Origin of the sequence: Achromobacter sp. MFA1 R4, from assembly GCF_900156745.1 — a bacterium.
Lineage (GTDB): Bacteria > Pseudomonadota > Gammaproteobacteria > Burkholderiales > Burkholderiaceae_B > Achromobacter.
The window spans coordinates 1605036-1620617 of sequence record NZ_LT707065.1 but is presented as its reverse complement, the minus strand read 5'-3'; the positions used below and the strand labels follow the sequence as shown (position 1 = coordinate 1620617).

Sequence of the window (15582 nt, the reverse complement as noted above, 5' to 3'; positions counted from 1 at the left end):
GATCGGGATGGACTCCCGCCTGGGCGTGCGAAGACGCGTGGCGGGAATACGCTCCCAGCATCGGCATTATCCGTACTGGTACGAAGGGACTCTCTCAACACGTCGCCGCCGAAAGAGCGGGACGAGTACCCCTGCGTGAACGCGAAGTATAGAGCGAAGACGACGCCGCGCATCCATCAACCTGCGCACCGCGTCCTGTCCGGCGCGAATCGGCGCGGAAAACGTGCCGCCAAGCATGCTGGTATTACTGCTTTACATTTGGATTCAGTCTCGGCAGACACTGTCATTCAGGTTCGGTACACTTTTTTCCACACGCCGCGTGTACAGTCTTAGTGTCTTACCGCCCGGCATCAGCCCACTTAAGAAGGAATCGAGCATGCAACTGAACCTACGCACATTGGCGCCCGCCCTCGTAGTCGTGACATTGGCGCTAGCGGGTTGCAAGACCGCCCCGACTAAGACGTCCGACGCCGCGGCCACTCCCCAGGCGGGCCAGCAATCGACGGCCCCCGCCACCGCGACGCGCGTGGATTTCTACCTGGCCAAGCGCGAACCCGGCCCCGACCTGCGTGAAGTCAGCCTGCCCGACGGCAAGCTCTATCTCCAGGAAACGCCCGTCCTCACCCGCGCCGACCTGACCGACGCCGCCGCGCTGGTGGATCGCCAGGGTCAAAACTTCGTGGGCCTGCGCTTCTCCGAAGCCGGCACGCGCAAGCTCACCGCCGTCAGCACCGCCAACGTCGGCAGCGTGCTTGCGCTGGTGATCGACCAGGAACTGGTTGCGGCCCCGCTCATCGGCGAACCGCTCAACCGCGGCGTGCTGGCATTCGGCGTGCCGTCCGCCCAGGCCGCCTCCGAAATCGCGGCCCGCATCCGCGGCGACGCGGTCACGCCGCCCGCAGCCGGTGGCGCCGCCCCGGCGCCCGCCGCCAAGCCCTGATCGGGGCCACGCAAACAAGCCCGGCTTGCCGGGCTTTTTTTCGTCCAGAGGAGCCGCTTGCGCGCGGCGCGATCAGCCGGGCTTGCGGCCCCGCGGCTTGATGCCGCGCCTGAGCAACGTCGTTTCGATGAAGGTCTGCGTCAGCGCCTCCAGCATCGCGCGGTCTTCCGACGTAAGCGACTCGAACTGCGAAGGCGAGATATTGGGGTAGGGCCAGGGCGCCATCGGACGGGGCCGGCCGCCGGGACGCGGCGCCGATTCGGCCACGCCCGATACCGGCAGCGTGTTGCTCAGGTCGTAGCCGTCCATGGGAAGCTCCATGGGACCCTTGCCGGTTTCCAGCCATTCGACCTCAACCTTCAGCACCTGCGCCAGCTTGCGCGCGGACCGGCTGGAATGCCGCAAACCGCTTTCGTAGCTGCCGATTGCACTTTGGGAGATGCGCACCAGACGCGCGAGCGCCTTCTGCGTGTGGCCACGTAAGAGACGCGCGTGCTTCAGTCGGTCTGAGAATGTTTTCACAAGGCGATTGAAGCTTGCTGATCTGTCACTTTGGTGGCTATAAGTATTACTTAGGTGATAACTGGCAAGGGCAACTTCATGCTGGAGCGGGGCGTCGTATTCGTCGTGCAATCTGATGAAATAGCCGGCAAGAATCTTGCCGCTGCGCTGCGGCAGTTCCGGTGGGACGTCCGCGTCTTCGACTCGTTGGCTGCGCTGCAGGAAACCCTGCCGCGCCACCCCGCCGACCTGCTCGTGTTGCGGGGGCCCTGCGCGGCCATGCCCGAGCTCATCGTCGGATTGCGCCGCGCCGCGCCGGGCGCTTCCGTCGTGTGGCAGGCCTGCGGCGCGTCCGCGGCCGAGCGGGCGGCCGCCCTGGACGCGGGGGTCGACGCGTGCGCGCCGGCCACCACCGAGCCGCTGGAATGGGATGCCCTGCTGCGCAGCCTGTACCGGCGGGCGCGGCGCGGCATGTGCGCATGGCGCGTCGTCGCGCCCGCACGCCTGCTGGTCGGTCCTGCCGGCGAGCGTCTGCCGCTTACCGTGCGCGAGCGCGCCATCCTCGTTCGGCTGTTCAATGCGCCGGGCCACTGCCTGCATCGCGAAAGCTTCTTTCCCGGCGCTGCGGGCGATCCCCTGGACGGAGCGCGCCGGGTGGACGTGGTCGTGTCGCGGCTGCGCAGCAAGGCGCGCCGGTTCAACATCGAACTGCCTGTGCTGGCGGTGCGGGGGTGGGGGTACATCCTGCTGCCCCAGGGCGTCGCCAGGACGCCGGCCGGGGCGGACTAGGGCTAGAGCACGACCAGATTGTCCCGGTGCATGAGCTCGGGTTCGGTCATGCTGCCCAGGATGCGCGCGATCTGCGACGACGGCTGGCGCAGGATGCGGCGCGTGTCGGCAGACGAATAATTGATCAGGCCCCGGGCGCATTCATGGCCCTGGCTGTCCACGCAGGCCACGACGTCGCCGCGGCCGAACTCGCCTTCCACGTCGGTGACGCCGATCGGCAGAAGGCTCTTGCCTTCGCGCAGCAGCGCCTGCACCGCGCCGTCATCCAGCACGACGCGCCCGCGCAACCGCAGGTGGTCGGCCATCCACTGCTTGCGCGCCGACCACACCGGCAGCACCGCACGCAATTCGCTGCCGATGCACTCGCCCTGGGCCAGCCGCGTCAGCACGTTGCGCTCGCGGCCCGACGCGATGACGGTGTGCGCGCCGCTGTGTGCCGCGCGCTTGGCGGCCAGCACCTTCGTGAGCATGCCGCCGGTGCCGATGCCGCTGCCCGCGCCGCCGGCCATCGCTTCCAGCGCCGGATCGCCCGCTTGGGCGTGCGACATGAACGTGGCCTGCGGATTCTTGCGCGGGTCGGAATCGTAGAGCCCGCGCTGGTCGGTCAGGATGACCAGCGTGTCGGCTTCGATCAGGTTGGTGACCAGGGCGCCCAGCGTGTCGTTGTCGCCCAGCCGGATTTCGTCGGTGACCACCGTGTCGTTTTCGTTCACGATCGGCACCACGCCCAACCGCAGCAGCGCAAACAGGGTGCTGCGCGCGTTCAGGTAGCGGTGACGGTCGGCCAGGTCCTCGTGCGTCAGCAGGATCTGCGCGGTGCGCAGCCCGTGCTCGGCAAAGGCGGCTTCGTAGGCCTGGCAAAGTCCCATCTGGCCCACGGCCGCCGCGGCCTGCAGTTCGTGCATGACGGACGGGCGCTTGCGCCAGCCCAGGCGCGCCATGCCTTCCGCGATGGCGCCGCTGGAAACCAGCACGATCTGCTTGCCCTGCTTGTGCAGGGCGGCGATCTGCGCGGCCCAGTGCGCGACGGCGGCGCGGTCCAGGCCTCGGCCTTCGTTGGTGACCAGCGACGAGCCGACTTTGGCGACGATGCGCTGGGCGTGGGTGACGACGGAAACGACGGGTGATTCAGCAGACATGATGGCGGCCGGCTGCGGCGAAAAAAAGCGTAATCGTAGGGACTGCGATTATGGCTTATTCGTCGTCGCCGCGCGGCGCGGCGGGCTTGTCGGCGTCGGTGCGCTTGTCGTCAAAGCGCGGGTCCGGCGCCACGTAGCTGCCATCGGCCTGGTCCTGCGCAAGCTGTTCTTTCTCGCGTTCGGCGTCCAGGTAGTCCTGCAGCGCGTAGATCAGGTCCTGCGTGCCTTCGCCCGACAGCCCGGAGATGCCGAATACCGGCCCCTTCCAGTCATAGAGCTCGATGAAGCGGCGCTTGGTGTCCTCGGAATCGGGCACCATGTCCAGCTTGTTGAGCACCAGCCAGCGCGGCTTGGCGGCCAGCTCGGGGTCGTAGCGGCGCAGTTCCTCGACGATGGCCCGCGCGTCGGCCACGGCCTGCTCGACCGGATCGGCGTCCGGGTCCGGCGTGGACACGTCCACCAGGTGCAGCAGCACGCGCGTGCGCGCCAGATGGCGCAGGAACAGGTGGCCCAGGCCCGCGCCTTCGGAGGCGCCTTCGATCAGGCCAGGAATGTCCGCCACGACGAAGCTGCGCGACGGCGACGTGCGCACCACGCCCAGATTGGGATGCAGCGTGGTGAAGGGATAGTCGGCGATCTTGGGCTTCGCGTTGGAAATGCGCGTGATCAGCGTCGACTTGCCGGCGTTGGGCAGGCCAAGCAGGCCCACGTCGGCCAGCACCTTCAGTTCCATGCGCAGGTAGCGGTGTTCGCCTTCCTTGCCCGGCGTCCATTGCTTGGGGGCGCGGTTCACGCTGGACTTGAAGTGGATGTTGCCCATGCCGCCCTGGCCGCCGGCGGCCAGCACGACCTTCTGGTCGTGGGTGCTCAGGTCGAACAGGACTTCGCCGGTCTCGGCGTCATGGATGACCGTGCCCACCGGCACGCGCAGGGTGATGTCGGGGGCGGCTGCGCCGTACTGGTCCGAGCCGCGGCCGTTTTCGCCGTTCTTGGCGCGGTGCAGGCGCGCGTAGCGGTAGTCGATCAGCGTGTTGATGTTGCGATCCGCCACCGCATAGATGGTGCCGCCGCGTCCGCCGTCGCCGCCGTCGGGGCCGCCTCTGGGAATGAATTTTTCGCGGCGAAAGCTCGCCACGCCATTGCCGCCTTTGCCGGCGACCACTTCAATGGTGGCTTCGTCTACGAATTTCATGGTGTTTGCGCGTGTAGTGGGTGAGGGCGGATGCCCGATTCGGGCGCCGCCGGGGGGCATGGGAGAGCTTACTCGCCCATTGCCTTAAAACAAAAAAGCCCTGCCGCACGCGACAGGGCTTTTGCCGTTCGGAAACGCGGCGGACCGCGTCCCTGACCGTATGCGTCCGCGGACTTGCCGTCCGCGGGCTGCTATCCGATTACTCGGCAGCGACGATCGAAACGGTCTGCTTGTTCAACGCGCCCTTGAAGCCGAATTGAACCTTGCCGTCGACCAGCGCGAACAGGGTGTGGTCCTTGCCCATGCCGACGTTCACGCCAGCGTGGAAGCGAGTGCCGCGCTGACGCACGATGATCGAACCAGCGGGAATCAATTCGCCGCCGAATGCCTTGACGCCCAGACGCTTCGATTCTGAGTCGCGTCCGTTCCGCGTAGAGCCGCCGCCCTTTTTCTGTGCCATGTTTAGCTCCTGCTAAGTGGTACCGAGTCGCTTCTTAAGCCGTGATGGCTTCGATGCGGATTTCGGTGTAGTTCTGACGGTGGCCCTGACGCTTCTGATAGTGCTTGCGACGGCGCATCTTGAAGATCTTGACCTTGTCGTGGCGGCCTTGCGCAAGAACCGTTGCCTTGACCACGGCGCCGGAGACGAGGGGCGTGCCAACTTTCAGTTGGTCGCCTTCGCCCACGGACAGCACTTGGTCCAGGGTGATTTCTTGCCCAATGTCAGCCGGTATCTGTTCTATCTTGAGTTTTTCGCCAGCGGCAACGCGATACTGCTTGCCACCGGTTTTTACGACCGCGTACATGGGGTGTTCCTTAAATAGGTAAATGGGTTCGTTCACGCTGCCAGCCCTGCTGGGCATGGATGCCGTCTTGGCGGACTCAAATGGCGGGCTCAAAGAATCTGGGCACTGGATCGCCAAATGGCTTGCAAGTAGCTTGCGTAAACAACCGACGTAATTCGGCCATTGCTGACCGAATCCGAGATATTAGCCCGGGACTTTCCGAAAGTCAAAAAGCTGTTGCAGGCTAAGGGCTTAGGTGTGGCGTCGAGGCTTCACGCGCCCGGGATCACGCGCAGCGCGATGTCGCGCGCCACGCGGCGGATGCCCTCCGTGGCGTCGCGGCGGTGGGCGTCGTCCAGGCGGTCGGCGGGGATGGACGTGCTGACCGCCACGCGTTTGCCCAGCGGCGTGACGCCGACAAAGGCCGCGTAGCACACGAGGCCGGCGGCGACTTCCTCCTGGTCCTCGGCCAGGCCCTGCCGGCGCACGGCGTCCAGTTCGCGATGCAGGCGAGTCGCGTCGGCAATCGTGCGGTCCGTCACGCGGGGCAGGGTCTGGGGCAGGCGGGCGGCCAGCTCCTCGGGCGGCAGGCTGGCCAGCAGGGCCTTGCCCAGCGCGCAGGCATGCGCGGGCAGCCGCAGGCCCAGGTCGGACACCAGCCGTACCGGCCGGCGCGCGTCTTCCCGCGCGAGGTAGACCACGTCAAAGCCGTCCAGCGCGGCCAGTTGCACGACCTCGTTGCAGCGGTCCACGAATGCGCTGGCGGCCTGGTGAAAGGCGGCCTGCAATCCGTCGTGGCGCAGGTAGGCGGACCCGAGCGCCATCAGTTCGAGTCCGATGATGTAGCCGCCCTCCTGGCGCTCGATCCAGCGGCGCTGTTCCAGGCAATCGAGCAGCAGGTACAGCGTGCTCTTGGGCAACTGGCAGGCCTGCGCCAGTTCCGCAGCCTTCACGGGTGTGGGGCGGCTGGACAAAACCCGCAGGATGTCATGCGTTCGCCGGACGGCGGGGACGTCGTAATCGTTGGCCATGGCGGCTGGAATTCCAATATATTGGACCAAAAAACAAGATATTGGACATGATAAATGAAGTCCCCTAGACTGGCCCGCAGCAGTGGATCCGCCACCATGGCGAAGACCTATTAAGCCTATATAAGCAAGCGAGGAGACGTCATGAACGAACACAATATGCTGCCGGCCGATCTGTCCCAGGCCTTGCTGGTGGGCCGCGTCTGGCGGCCCGGCCCGGTGAATGGGCCCAGCGTGGTCCTGGTGCGGGACGGCGAGGTGATGGACATCACCGCCATGGCGCCCACGGTGTCGGACCTGCTGGATCGCCCCGACCGCGTGGCGCTGGCGCGCGAGGCCAGGGGCGAATCCCTGGGCGACGTGCGCGCGCTGATGTCCGCCACCCTGCAGGGCCTGGAAGGGCCGCGCCTGCTGGCGCCCTGCGACCTGCAGCCGGTGAAGGCGGCGGGCGTCACCTTCGCGATCAGCCTGCTGGAACGCCTGATCGAAGAAGAAGCCGGCGGCGATGCCAGTCGCGCGGACGAGATCCGCGTAAGGATGCAGGGGCTGATCGGCTCCGACCTGTCTCGCCTGCGTCCCGGATCGCCCGAGGCCAATCGCCTGAAAGCGCAACTGGTCGAGGCCGGTCAATGGTCCCAATACCTGGAGGTCGGCATCGGCCCCGACGCCGAAGTCTTTTCCAAGACGCCGCCCATGGCCTCGGTGGGGTTTGGCGCGCGTATCGGCGTGTTGCCCGAGTCCTTGTGGAACAACCCGGAGCCGGAAATCGTGCTGGCTGTCGACAGCCGGGGCGAGGTGGCCGGCGCCACCCTGGGCAACGACGTGAACCTGCGCGACATCGAAGGCCGCAGCGCGCTGCTGCTGACCAAGGCCAAGGACAACAACGGTTCGTGCGCCATCGGCCCGTTCATCCGGCTGTTCGACGGCGACTTCACGCTGGACAGCGTGCGGCAGGCCGACGTGTCTCTGCGCATCGAAGGCCCGGACGGTTTCGAGCTGGACGGCGTCAGCCACATGCGCGAAATCAGCCGCGACCCGCTGGACCTCGTGCGCCAGACCTGCGGCGCCCACCACCAGTATCCCGACGGCTTCATGCTGTTCCTGGGCACCATGTTTTCACCGACCAAGGACCGCAAGGGCCCCGGCACGGGCTTTACCCATCTGCCGGGCGACCGCGTCGTCATCGCCTCGGAGCGCCTGGGCGCGCTGGTCAACGAGGTGCAATCGACCAGCGCGATCCCGCCCTGGACTTTCGGCGTGCGCGCCCTCTACGCCAATCTGGCGGCGCGCGGCCTGCTGCCCCACGGGCGCTGATCCGGCCAGCGGATCCGACCTGGACAGGGCGCGCGGCGGCGGGCCCTGCCGTGCGTGGCGGGCGTGCCCGGATTTCCCACGCACTCCCCGTATAATCCGTGGTCGAATCCCCCGCCGACCGCTGGCGGGCCCAGCGGTAAGAGCCGTCACGCGGCTCGCTTCACACTTGTCGGATACGTCTTGAATCTCCCCGCGCTCATTGCCCCCATTGCTGACGATATGAAAGCCGTCGACGCGGTTATCCGCGAGCGGCTGAATTCCGATGTGGTCCTGATCCGCACGATCGGCGACTACATCATTGGGGCCGGCGGCAAGCGCATGCGCCCGGCCATGGTGCTGATGGTGGCGCGCGCCCTGGGGTACGAAGGCACGCATCACCAGCTTCTGGCCGCCGTGGTGGAATTCATCCATACGGCCACGCTGCTGCACGACGACGTCGTGGATGAATCGGACCTGCGCCGCGGCCGCGAAACCGCCAACGCCGTATTCGGCAACGCGGCCAGCGTGCTGGTGGGCGACTATCTGTATTCGCGTTCGTTCGAGATGATGGTCGAGGCCGACTCGATGCGCATCATGAGCATCCTGTCCGAAGCCACCACGGTGATCGCCGAGGGCGAAGTGCTGCAGCTCCTGAACGTGCACGATCCAGACGTGTCCCAGGAGCGCTACCTGCAGGTGGTGCGCTACAAGACCGCCAAGCTGTTCGAGGCCGCCGCCCAGGTCGGCGCGGTGCTGGCGGGCGCCACCCCCGAGCAGGAGGCCGCAGCGGCCGCCTATGGCCGCCACGTGGGCACCGCGTTCCAGCTGGTCGATGACGTGCTCGACTACAGCGGCGACGCCGCCGCGCTGGGCAAGAACGTTGGCGACGACCTGCGCGAAGGCAAGCCGACCCTGCCGCTGATTCGCGTCATGGAAGTCGGTACGCCCGAGCAGCAGCAACTGATCCGCGACGCGATCAAGACGGGCGACGCCGACTTCGCCGCCGTGGCCGCCGCCATCCAGGCCACGGACGCCCTGGAACACGCCCGCCTGGCCGCCGTGGCCGAGGCTGACCTGGCCCGCCAAGCCCTTTCGATCTACCCCATTTCCCCTTTTCAAAATTCTCTGTTAGAATTCTGCGCTTTCGCGGTGAATAGAGATCGCTAACGAAATCGTTGATCAAAACGGCAGCGAAAACTTCGAAGCGAAAAGCAGTAGCAGTGGCAGTAAACACATACCGACGGTACTGAGCTCCGCGGGATGTAGCTTGAAAGAGCAAGTAGTAAAAATCGGGGCGTAGCTCAGCCTGGTAGAGTACTGCGTTCGGGACGCAGGAGTCGGAGGTTCGAATCCTCTCGCCCCGACCACTTATCTGTGGTCGAATTCTTGAAGGTGTTTCCCGACACCTTTGGCTGAAAGCCGGTATCGCGCAAGCGTACCGGCTTTTTTGCGTTTGGGCCTTGCGACGCAAAATGGACGTGGCGGCATGGCGATTGCTGTTGAAAGCGAAATTCCGAAAGCCACCGCCCAAAAATGCACCTGAAAACATTTCCACAGCATTTCCGGAACATTTCCAGAACATTTCCAGATCGTGTCCGGAAGGCTTCATATTGCCCCAAGCGATAAATAAATAACCTCGGAAATGGATAATGCGTTTTTTCAGTTTGGTTAAACCGGAACAAGAAAAACGACTTTTAATATTTACTCACAATTAAGCCCGGATCCAGTGTTGCGGTTTGTGTAATGAATGTAATTCTTTGAGGGAATTCCCGGGTTTATTACGGGCCGGTCTGACTCATTTCCACAGCAATAATAATTTTTAGAAAAAAGTTTGCTGTTCTGCCCATCTACGATTCGTTGGCTCGAAACTTGGCATGCCTGTTTAGGTATCGAGTTGTAATAAATCCCAGCAATATGTCCGCCCTGATACGGCAAACGTATTTCGATTTCATGTCGATTTCGTTTGTCGGCGGGCGTCGATTTCTAGTGTCTGCGACACGACGAAAACAGTGAGGTCCCCCGTGGTAAAGAGAATCGCAGTGTGTGGCCTTGGATATGTCGGCCTGCCCGTGGCAGTGGCATTTTCCAGGCGCTTTGATGTCATCGGCTTTGATGTGGACAAGCGGAGAATCGCACGGCTGAAAGAGGGTGATGACTGGACCGGCGAGATCGAGCGCGACGTATTGCTGGCTTCCCCGATGCAGTTCACCGACAAGATATCGGAACTGGAAGGGTGCGACTTTTTCGTGGTTGCCGTTCCGACGCCCGTTGACGAGAAAAACAATCCCGATTTTTCCCTGCTGGTCCGGGCATGCCAATCGATCGGCCCCGTGCTGCGTCCCGGATGCATCGTGGTATTCGAATCGACCGTCCACCCCGGCGCCACCGAGGAAATCTGCGGCCCCGAGCTTGAGAAAGTGTCCGGCCTGCGCTGCGGCGTCGATTTCAAGCTGGGTTACAGCCCCGAGCGCATCAACCCGGGCGACCGCGAACACCCGCTGGAGAAAATCGTCAAGATCGTTTCCGGCCAGGACGCCGAATCGCTGGACGTCATCGCCGGCGTCTACGAGCAGATTATCGACGCGGGCGTGCACCGCGCTTCCTCCATCAAGGTCGCCGAGGCGGCGAAGGTGCTGGAAAACACGCAGCGCGATATCAACATCGCGCTCATGAACGAAATGTCGAAGATCTGCGACCTGGTCGGCATCCGTACGTCGGAAGTCCTGGCCGCCGCCGGCACCAAGTGGAATTTCCTGAAGTTCACGCCCGGGCTGGTGGGCGGGCACTGCATCGGCGTCGATCCTTACTACCTGACGTCCAAGGCCCAGGAACTGGGCTATCACCCCGAAGTCATCCTGTCGGGCCGCCGCATCAATGACGGCATGGCCGCCCACGTCGCGTCGCGCGTGGTGCAGACCCTGGCCCGCAATGGCCGCCTGAACGCGTCCACCCGCGTCGGCATCCTGGGCATGACGTTCAAAGAGAACGTGCCCGACATCCGCAATTCGAAGATCGTCGATCTTTACAACGCCCTGGGCCAATACGGCATCACCCCGATCGCGTGCGATCCCATGGTCGATCAGGAGCAGATGGAGCACGAGTACGGCATCAAGCTCGTCGAGCGCGATCAGTTCCGCGACATGGACGTCCTGATCCTGGCGGTGCCGCACCGCGAAACCATGGAAACCATCTGGGAAGACCTGCCGCAACTGGTCAAGAACGGCGGCATGGTGTGCGACTTGAAGTCCGTCCTGGATGCCAAACGGCTTCCGGCCGACCTCTTGTACTGGACGCTCTAGTTCAGGCGCGCAATCCATCAATCCAGGAGAGACCCTGAATGACTGCATTTACCATTGCTCCGATAGGAACCTGCCGCATCCACACGCCGCTGCGCGATGCCGTGGGACGCTACCCCATCAAGCTGCAACTGGGCCGCAACTACGGCTTCGTGCACACGGCCGCCGAAGCGCTCCAGCAGGCCCGCTTCATGTTCGGCCAGGGCGACATTCCCGCCGACGTCCAGCGCCTGATCTTCCGGCCCTCGAATGGCGAGCAGGCCCGCAACGGCACGCACAAGCCCGCCGACCTGTACATGGTCGAGCTGTCCTCGCGCAAGCTGCTGGCGATCGACGGCTATCCCATCCAGTCCAATTACCTGGGCCGCTATTTCAGTGAGTTCTTCGCCGACCGCGCGCGCACCCGCTCGTTCTGGTCGATGGCCTCGGCCGAGCGCCTGGCCGAGCGCCGCGCGCTGCTCGATCAGGACCCGGTCTTCAAGAGCCTGAGCCCGGACGACCGCGACCTGCTGGCCCGCATCGTCAAGCGCGACCAGACGGACGAGGAGATCGAGCAGGAGATGCGCCAGCTCGTCGAGCTGCTGGGCCGCGAAAAGGTCGTCTTCGTCACGCACGTCAACGCCCACACGCCGGACAACGTGCCCATCGAACAGCGTCAGCAGTTGATCTCCGCGATCACCGCCGCCGCCCAGCGCATCGGCGTGCCTTGCTACGACCCGACGCCGCTGATGAACAAGATCGGCCAGGCCGACGCGATGGAAGACGGCGGACTGGACCTGACTCACTACACCCCGGTCTTTGCCGAGCGCCTCTATACCGACTGGTTCAAGAATTTCATCCGCCCGCGGATGGGCTCCGCGACGCCGCAACCCTCCGCGCCCAAGTTGGGCGCCGAAGACAGCGCCGAGCGCATCGAGAAGCTCTGGGAATCGGGCGAGCTGCGCGAGGCTTCGCGCCGCGTGCGCGACGTGCTGCGCCGCTTTCCCGGGCTGCAGGACCACGTGCTGCTCTTTGCGCGGTTCCAGGAAGAGCTGGGCGACTACGAAGGGTCGCTCGCGCTCTTGGGCACCGCCGATGGCGCCCTGGCCTCGGGCAGCAAGGCCGAACAGATCCTGATGCGCAACCAGTTCAAGCTGGGCCGCTATGACGTGGCGTACTCGCTTGCGGCCGGCCTGCTGGGCGATGAGATCGAAACGCCGGAAATCGTGCGCATCGCGGCGGTATCCGCGGGCCACCTGGGGTACGTGGATGAAAGCCTGGGCAACTGGAAGCAGTTGTTCCGCATCAGCGACGCTGACGACGCGATGGCGGTGGAAGCCGCCGACACCGTGCTCTCGCTGCTGCAGACGGGCGGCGATATGGAAGCGGCCATCCGCTGGGTCCATGAGGTCCGCGCGGCGATCCCGGGCTACGGCCGCGGTTTCGCGGTGCTGTGGCGCGACCGCCTGCTGGCAGGCGACCGCGAGGCGCTGCGCGAGCTGGCGACCGAACATCCTTCGCTGGACGACGGCGCCGCGCTGGAACTGGTCAAGGAAGCCTCGTGGCGCGGTTGCATCATGGCCGCGGCGACGCTGGCGGCCTCGTGCGGCCTGGCCAAGAGCGAGCAGGAGCCCATCGGCGAATGGCTGCAGGCGCAGTCCGCGACCTGGGCCGAGGAAGGCAACCGCGCGCTGGAGGAAGGACGCCTGCGCGACGCGGCCGAACGCATCTGCGCGCACCGGCTGCTCAACCCCGACGCGCTGGCTGGCGCACGGGCGCAGCGCGCGTTTGAACGCGCCATGCGCCTGGGCGTGCGTGCCGCGCTGGTCGCCGGCAACCACAAGGAAGTGATCGACCTGACCAACCTGGCCATCGACACCAACGTGGACTTCCCCGAGCTGCACGCCATGCGTGGCCGCGCAGCCGATGCGCTGGGCGACAAGAAGACGGCGATGCGCCACCTGGAAGTGGCTGCCACGGGCGAGGCCGCGCCGTTCAGCGCCAAGCTGCACTTTGCGCGCGTGGCCTTCAATGGCGGCTGGTTCGGTGAAGCCATCGACGCGTACAAGGACGTGCTGGCCCACCCGGGCGCCGACCAGAGCGCCAAGGACGAGGCCGAGCGCCAGTTGGGCCGGCTTGGACCGCGCGCCATCCGCGGCGCCCGCGAGCTCCTGTCCAACGGCGAGCATCAGGCCGCGTGGAGGCTGCTGGATCGCGTGGCGCAGTCGTGGCCTGGCATGCCGGAAGTGGAGCACGAAAAGCGCCGCATCCTGGCCTATCTGTACGCCGAAGCTCGCGGCCTGGAACCGTCCAGCACGACCGAGCGCCTGGCGCTGGGCGAACGCATCGTGTCGCTCGTGCCTGACGATCCCATCGGCCTGCGCCTGGCCGCGGTCGGCGCCATGCGTCTGCATCGTTTCGAACAGGCCCTGCCGTACTGGAAGCAGCTGCAGGCGCGTTCCGAGAACCCGTCGCAGTACGACCATTACATCGAGCGCTGCCTTGCCTGGATCGAGAAGCTCAACCGGAGAAAGGCGGCATGAATCCTCCTCTGATTACCGAGCGAGCGGACGCCAAGTCCGATCTTCAGCAAGTTCAGGCGCAGTTGGAGGAAATCGTTGCGGCATCGGGGCGGGTTCAAGTCGCTCAGGAAAACCTGGCGCGGGCCAAGGCGCTGGCCCGCGATCACATGGAGGACTCGAAGGTCCGCTTTCTCCTGCTTCGCCTGCAGGAGTCGGCGGGCCTGAACGAGGGCATGGCCGAGCAATGGGCGACCTTGCTCGAGGAATGCCCGGATGACCTGCAGATCGTGCGCTATTGCGCGACGCGGCTGGTGAAGGAACGGCACCTGGACGAAGCCATGGCGCTGGTCGACCGTCACCTGCCGGCCGATACGACGAATCCCGACCGCCTGTTCTCGCGGGCGAAGCTGCTGAGCGACATCCGCGCGCACGAGCAGTCCGACGCGCTGTTCCGGCGTCTGATCTCGCAGCACACGGATCGCAACATGCGCGTGGAGTTCGCCAAGCGCCTGCGCAAGCGCGGGCTGCTGGCCGACGCGTGGGACGCGATCGCGCCCGTGGCCAAGCACCTGACGCCGGGCAGCAAGGCGGCCGAACTGGCCGAGGGGCTGGCCAGTGACTACGCGTTCTATCAGCGCTTCGAATCCGAAGAGGGGCTGGCGGGCAAGGACGTGCGCATCGTGTCGATGAAGCACGCGATCCTGCACTTTCGCAATCGCAAGATCGCGGAGAACACGCCGGAAAAGCCAGTGTCCGTGGCGCTGGTCACCGGCAGCCTGGGACCGGGCGGCGCCGAGCGCCAGCTGACCCGCCTGGCGGGCGAGCTGACTCGTCTGGCGGCGTCGCCGGAACTGCAGCCGCCCGACATCCTGATGCGGCCCAAGAAGGTCGAGGTGCTGGTCAAGCAGCACACCGAGCCGTCCGGGTCGCCCAAGAAGCAGGACGACTTCTTCCTGCCGGTGCTCATCAAGGCGCAGATTCCGGTCACTGAGATCAACCGCCTGCCGGCGATCTCGGTGGCGCACCAGTCCGTGCCCGAAGGCAACCTGGGCCGCCTGCTGGAACAACTGCCCCCGCCCGTGCACTACGGCGTGACGCGGCTGGCGCCGGTGTTGCGCGCCAACCGGTTCGACGTGGTCAGCCTGTGGCAGGACGGCACGTGCCTGTTTGGCGCGCTGGCGGCGCTGCTGGCCGGCACGCCGACGATCCACCTGGTGTTCCGCGGCCTGCCGCCGAACATCCGCAAGGACCGTTTCCGCGAAGAGTATCCGGAGCTGTTCCAGGCCTTGGCTCAGGTGCCGGGCGTGGTGTTCGTCAGCAACAGCCGCAAGGCCGCTGAAGCGTATGCCGAGTGGCTGGACCTGCCGCTCGAGCGCTTCCACATCCTGTACAACGGCGTGCCCGACCTGGCGACCGATGCGTCGGACGCCGACAAGGAAAAATGGGAAGCCTTCCACGAGCGCACCAAGGACGCCACGGAAACGATCGGCGGCGTGTTCCGCCTGGAGCCGGACAAGCGTCCGCAGCTCTTCATCAAGTTGGCGGCGCTTTACCTGAAAGAGCGGCCGCAGGCGCGCTTTTTCCTCGTGGGCGACGGACGCCTGCGCGAGAACATCGAGGCGCTGGCGCTAGAGCACGACGTGCTGGAGCGCCTGTTGCTGGTGGGGCTGTCGAATCACGTGGGCTTCTGGTATTCGAAGATGGACGCCAGCGTGCTGCTGTCGCGCTACGAAGGCCTGCCGAATGTGCTGATCGAGGCGCAGTTGCTGGGCGTGCCGGTGATTTCCACGCCGGCCGGCGGCGCCGAAGAGTGCTTTGTCGAGGACGAGACGGGCCACCTGCTCAGTTGCGTGGATCATCCCGACATGCACGAGGCATGCGAGAAGGTCCTGAACATGGTGGACCAGGTGCGCAGCAATGCGGACATGCGGGCAAATAGCCGCCAGCGGGCGCAGAAGCTGTTCTCGCTGGACGCGATGCTCACCAAGTTCATGAGCATCTGCATGCCCGCCATGACCGAGTCCGAGAACGACGAGCGCATCGACGTGGCGCCCAAGCGCCTGATGCAGGCGTGACACGCAGTCGCTCTTTTTTAAAGTGTTGAAGCTGAAGGAACCT

General features: G+C 65.3%; 13 protein-coding genes, 1 tRNA gene and 1 riboswitch. Of the genes, 8 read left to right on the top strand and 6 right to left on the bottom strand.

The window, feature by feature from the left end; all coding sequences use genetic code 11:
* Window positions 1-35 precede the first annotated feature (35 nt).
* Window positions 36-143, bottom strand: a riboswitch (TPP riboswitch).
* Window positions 144-376: 233 nt separating this feature from the next.
* Window positions 377-940: a preprotein translocase subunit SecD gene (locus BXA00_RS07315; RefSeq protein WP_076517512.1), complete on the top strand. Its 564-nt coding sequence runs from the start codon at window positions 377-379 to the stop codon at window positions 938-940.
* Between the two features lie 72 nt (window positions 941-1012).
* Here the strand turns inward: BXA00_RS07315 and BXA00_RS07310 are convergent, their stop codons facing one another.
* A complete protein-coding gene (locus BXA00_RS07310) occupies window positions 1013-1462 on the bottom strand; it encodes a helix-turn-helix transcriptional regulator (RefSeq protein WP_076517510.1) in 450 nt (149 codons plus the stop codon).
* A gap of 54 nt (window positions 1463-1516) precedes the next feature.
* Between BXA00_RS07310 and BXA00_RS07305 the strand changes: the two genes are divergently transcribed.
* Window positions 1517-2230 carry a winged helix-turn-helix domain-containing protein gene (locus BXA00_RS07305; RefSeq protein ID WP_231952224.1) on the top strand — a complete coding sequence of 238 codons (714 nt, stop codon included), beginning with the start codon at window positions 1517-1519 and terminating at the stop codon, window positions 2228-2230.
* 2 nt (window positions 2231-2232) lie between these two features.
* On the opposite strand, the gene proB is transcribed toward BXA00_RS07305, so the two are convergent.
* The 5 genes from proB to BXA00_RS07280 form a co-directional block, all read right to left on the bottom strand.
* Window positions 2233-3369 (bottom strand): glutamate 5-kinase, encoded by a 1137-nt coding sequence (proB, locus tag BXA00_RS07300; protein ID WP_076517508.1) that lies wholly within the window; start codon window positions 3367-3369, stop codon window positions 2233-2235.
* A gap of 55 nt (window positions 3370-3424) precedes the next feature.
* On the bottom strand, window positions 3425-4561 hold the full coding sequence (obgE, locus tag BXA00_RS07295; protein WP_076517507.1) for a GTPase ObgE: 1137 nt from the start codon (window positions 4559-4561) through the stop codon (window positions 3425-3427).
* 199 nt (window positions 4562-4760) lie between these two features.
* Window positions 4761-5021 carry a 50S ribosomal protein L27 gene (gene rpmA / locus BXA00_RS07290; RefSeq protein WP_006389959.1) on the bottom strand — a complete coding sequence of 87 codons (261 nt, stop codon included), beginning with the start codon at window positions 5019-5021 and terminating at the stop codon, window positions 4761-4763.
* A 34-nt stretch (window positions 5022-5055) separates the two neighbouring features.
* Window positions 5056-5367 carry a 50S ribosomal protein L21 gene (rplU, locus tag BXA00_RS07285; RefSeq protein WP_006216228.1) on the bottom strand — a complete coding sequence of 104 codons (312 nt, stop codon included), beginning with the start codon at window positions 5365-5367 and terminating at the stop codon, window positions 5056-5058.
* A 251-nt stretch (window positions 5368-5618) separates the two neighbouring features.
* Entirely contained in the window at window positions 5619-6377 is a 759-nt protein-coding gene (locus tag BXA00_RS07280; protein WP_076517506.1) for an IclR family transcriptional regulator, read from the bottom strand.
* Between the two features lie 141 nt (window positions 6378-6518).
* Between BXA00_RS07280 and BXA00_RS07275 the strand changes: the two genes are divergently transcribed.
* The 6 genes from BXA00_RS07275 (at window position 6519) to BXA00_RS07250 (ending at window position 15539) form a co-directional block, all read left to right on the top strand.
* The gene (locus BXA00_RS07275; protein WP_076517505.1) at window positions 6519-7688 is read left to right on the top strand and encodes a fumarylacetoacetate hydrolase family protein; all 1170 of its coding nucleotides are present in this window, start codon (window positions 6519-6521) and stop codon (window positions 7686-7688) included.
* 180 nt (window positions 7689-7868) lie between these two features.
* Window positions 7869-8834: an octaprenyl diphosphate synthase gene (gene ispB / locus BXA00_RS07270; protein WP_076517504.1), complete on the top strand. Its 966-nt coding sequence runs from the start codon at window positions 7869-7871 to the stop codon at window positions 8832-8834.
* Between the two features lie 123 nt (window positions 8835-8957).
* Window positions 8958-9034: transfer RNA gene (locus BXA00_RS07265), tRNA-Pro, on the top strand.
* 672 nt (window positions 9035-9706) lie between these two features.
* Window positions 9707-10966, top strand: coding sequence for a nucleotide sugar dehydrogenase (locus BXA00_RS07260; RefSeq protein WP_083714209.1), 1260 nt, complete (start codon window positions 9707-9709; stop codon window positions 10964-10966).
* A gap of 38 nt (window positions 10967-11004) precedes the next feature.
* Window positions 11005-13485 (top strand): hypothetical protein, encoded by a 2481-nt coding sequence (locus BXA00_RS07255; protein ID WP_076517502.1) that lies wholly within the window; start codon window positions 11005-11007, stop codon window positions 13483-13485.
* Complete coding sequence (locus BXA00_RS07250; RefSeq protein ID WP_076517501.1) at window positions 13482-15539, top strand: glycosyltransferase; 2058 nt, start codon at window positions 13482-13484, stop codon at window positions 15537-15539. The genes BXA00_RS07255 and BXA00_RS07250 overlap by 4 nt, the downstream gene beginning before the upstream one ends.
* Window positions 15540-15582 lie beyond the last annotated feature (43 nt).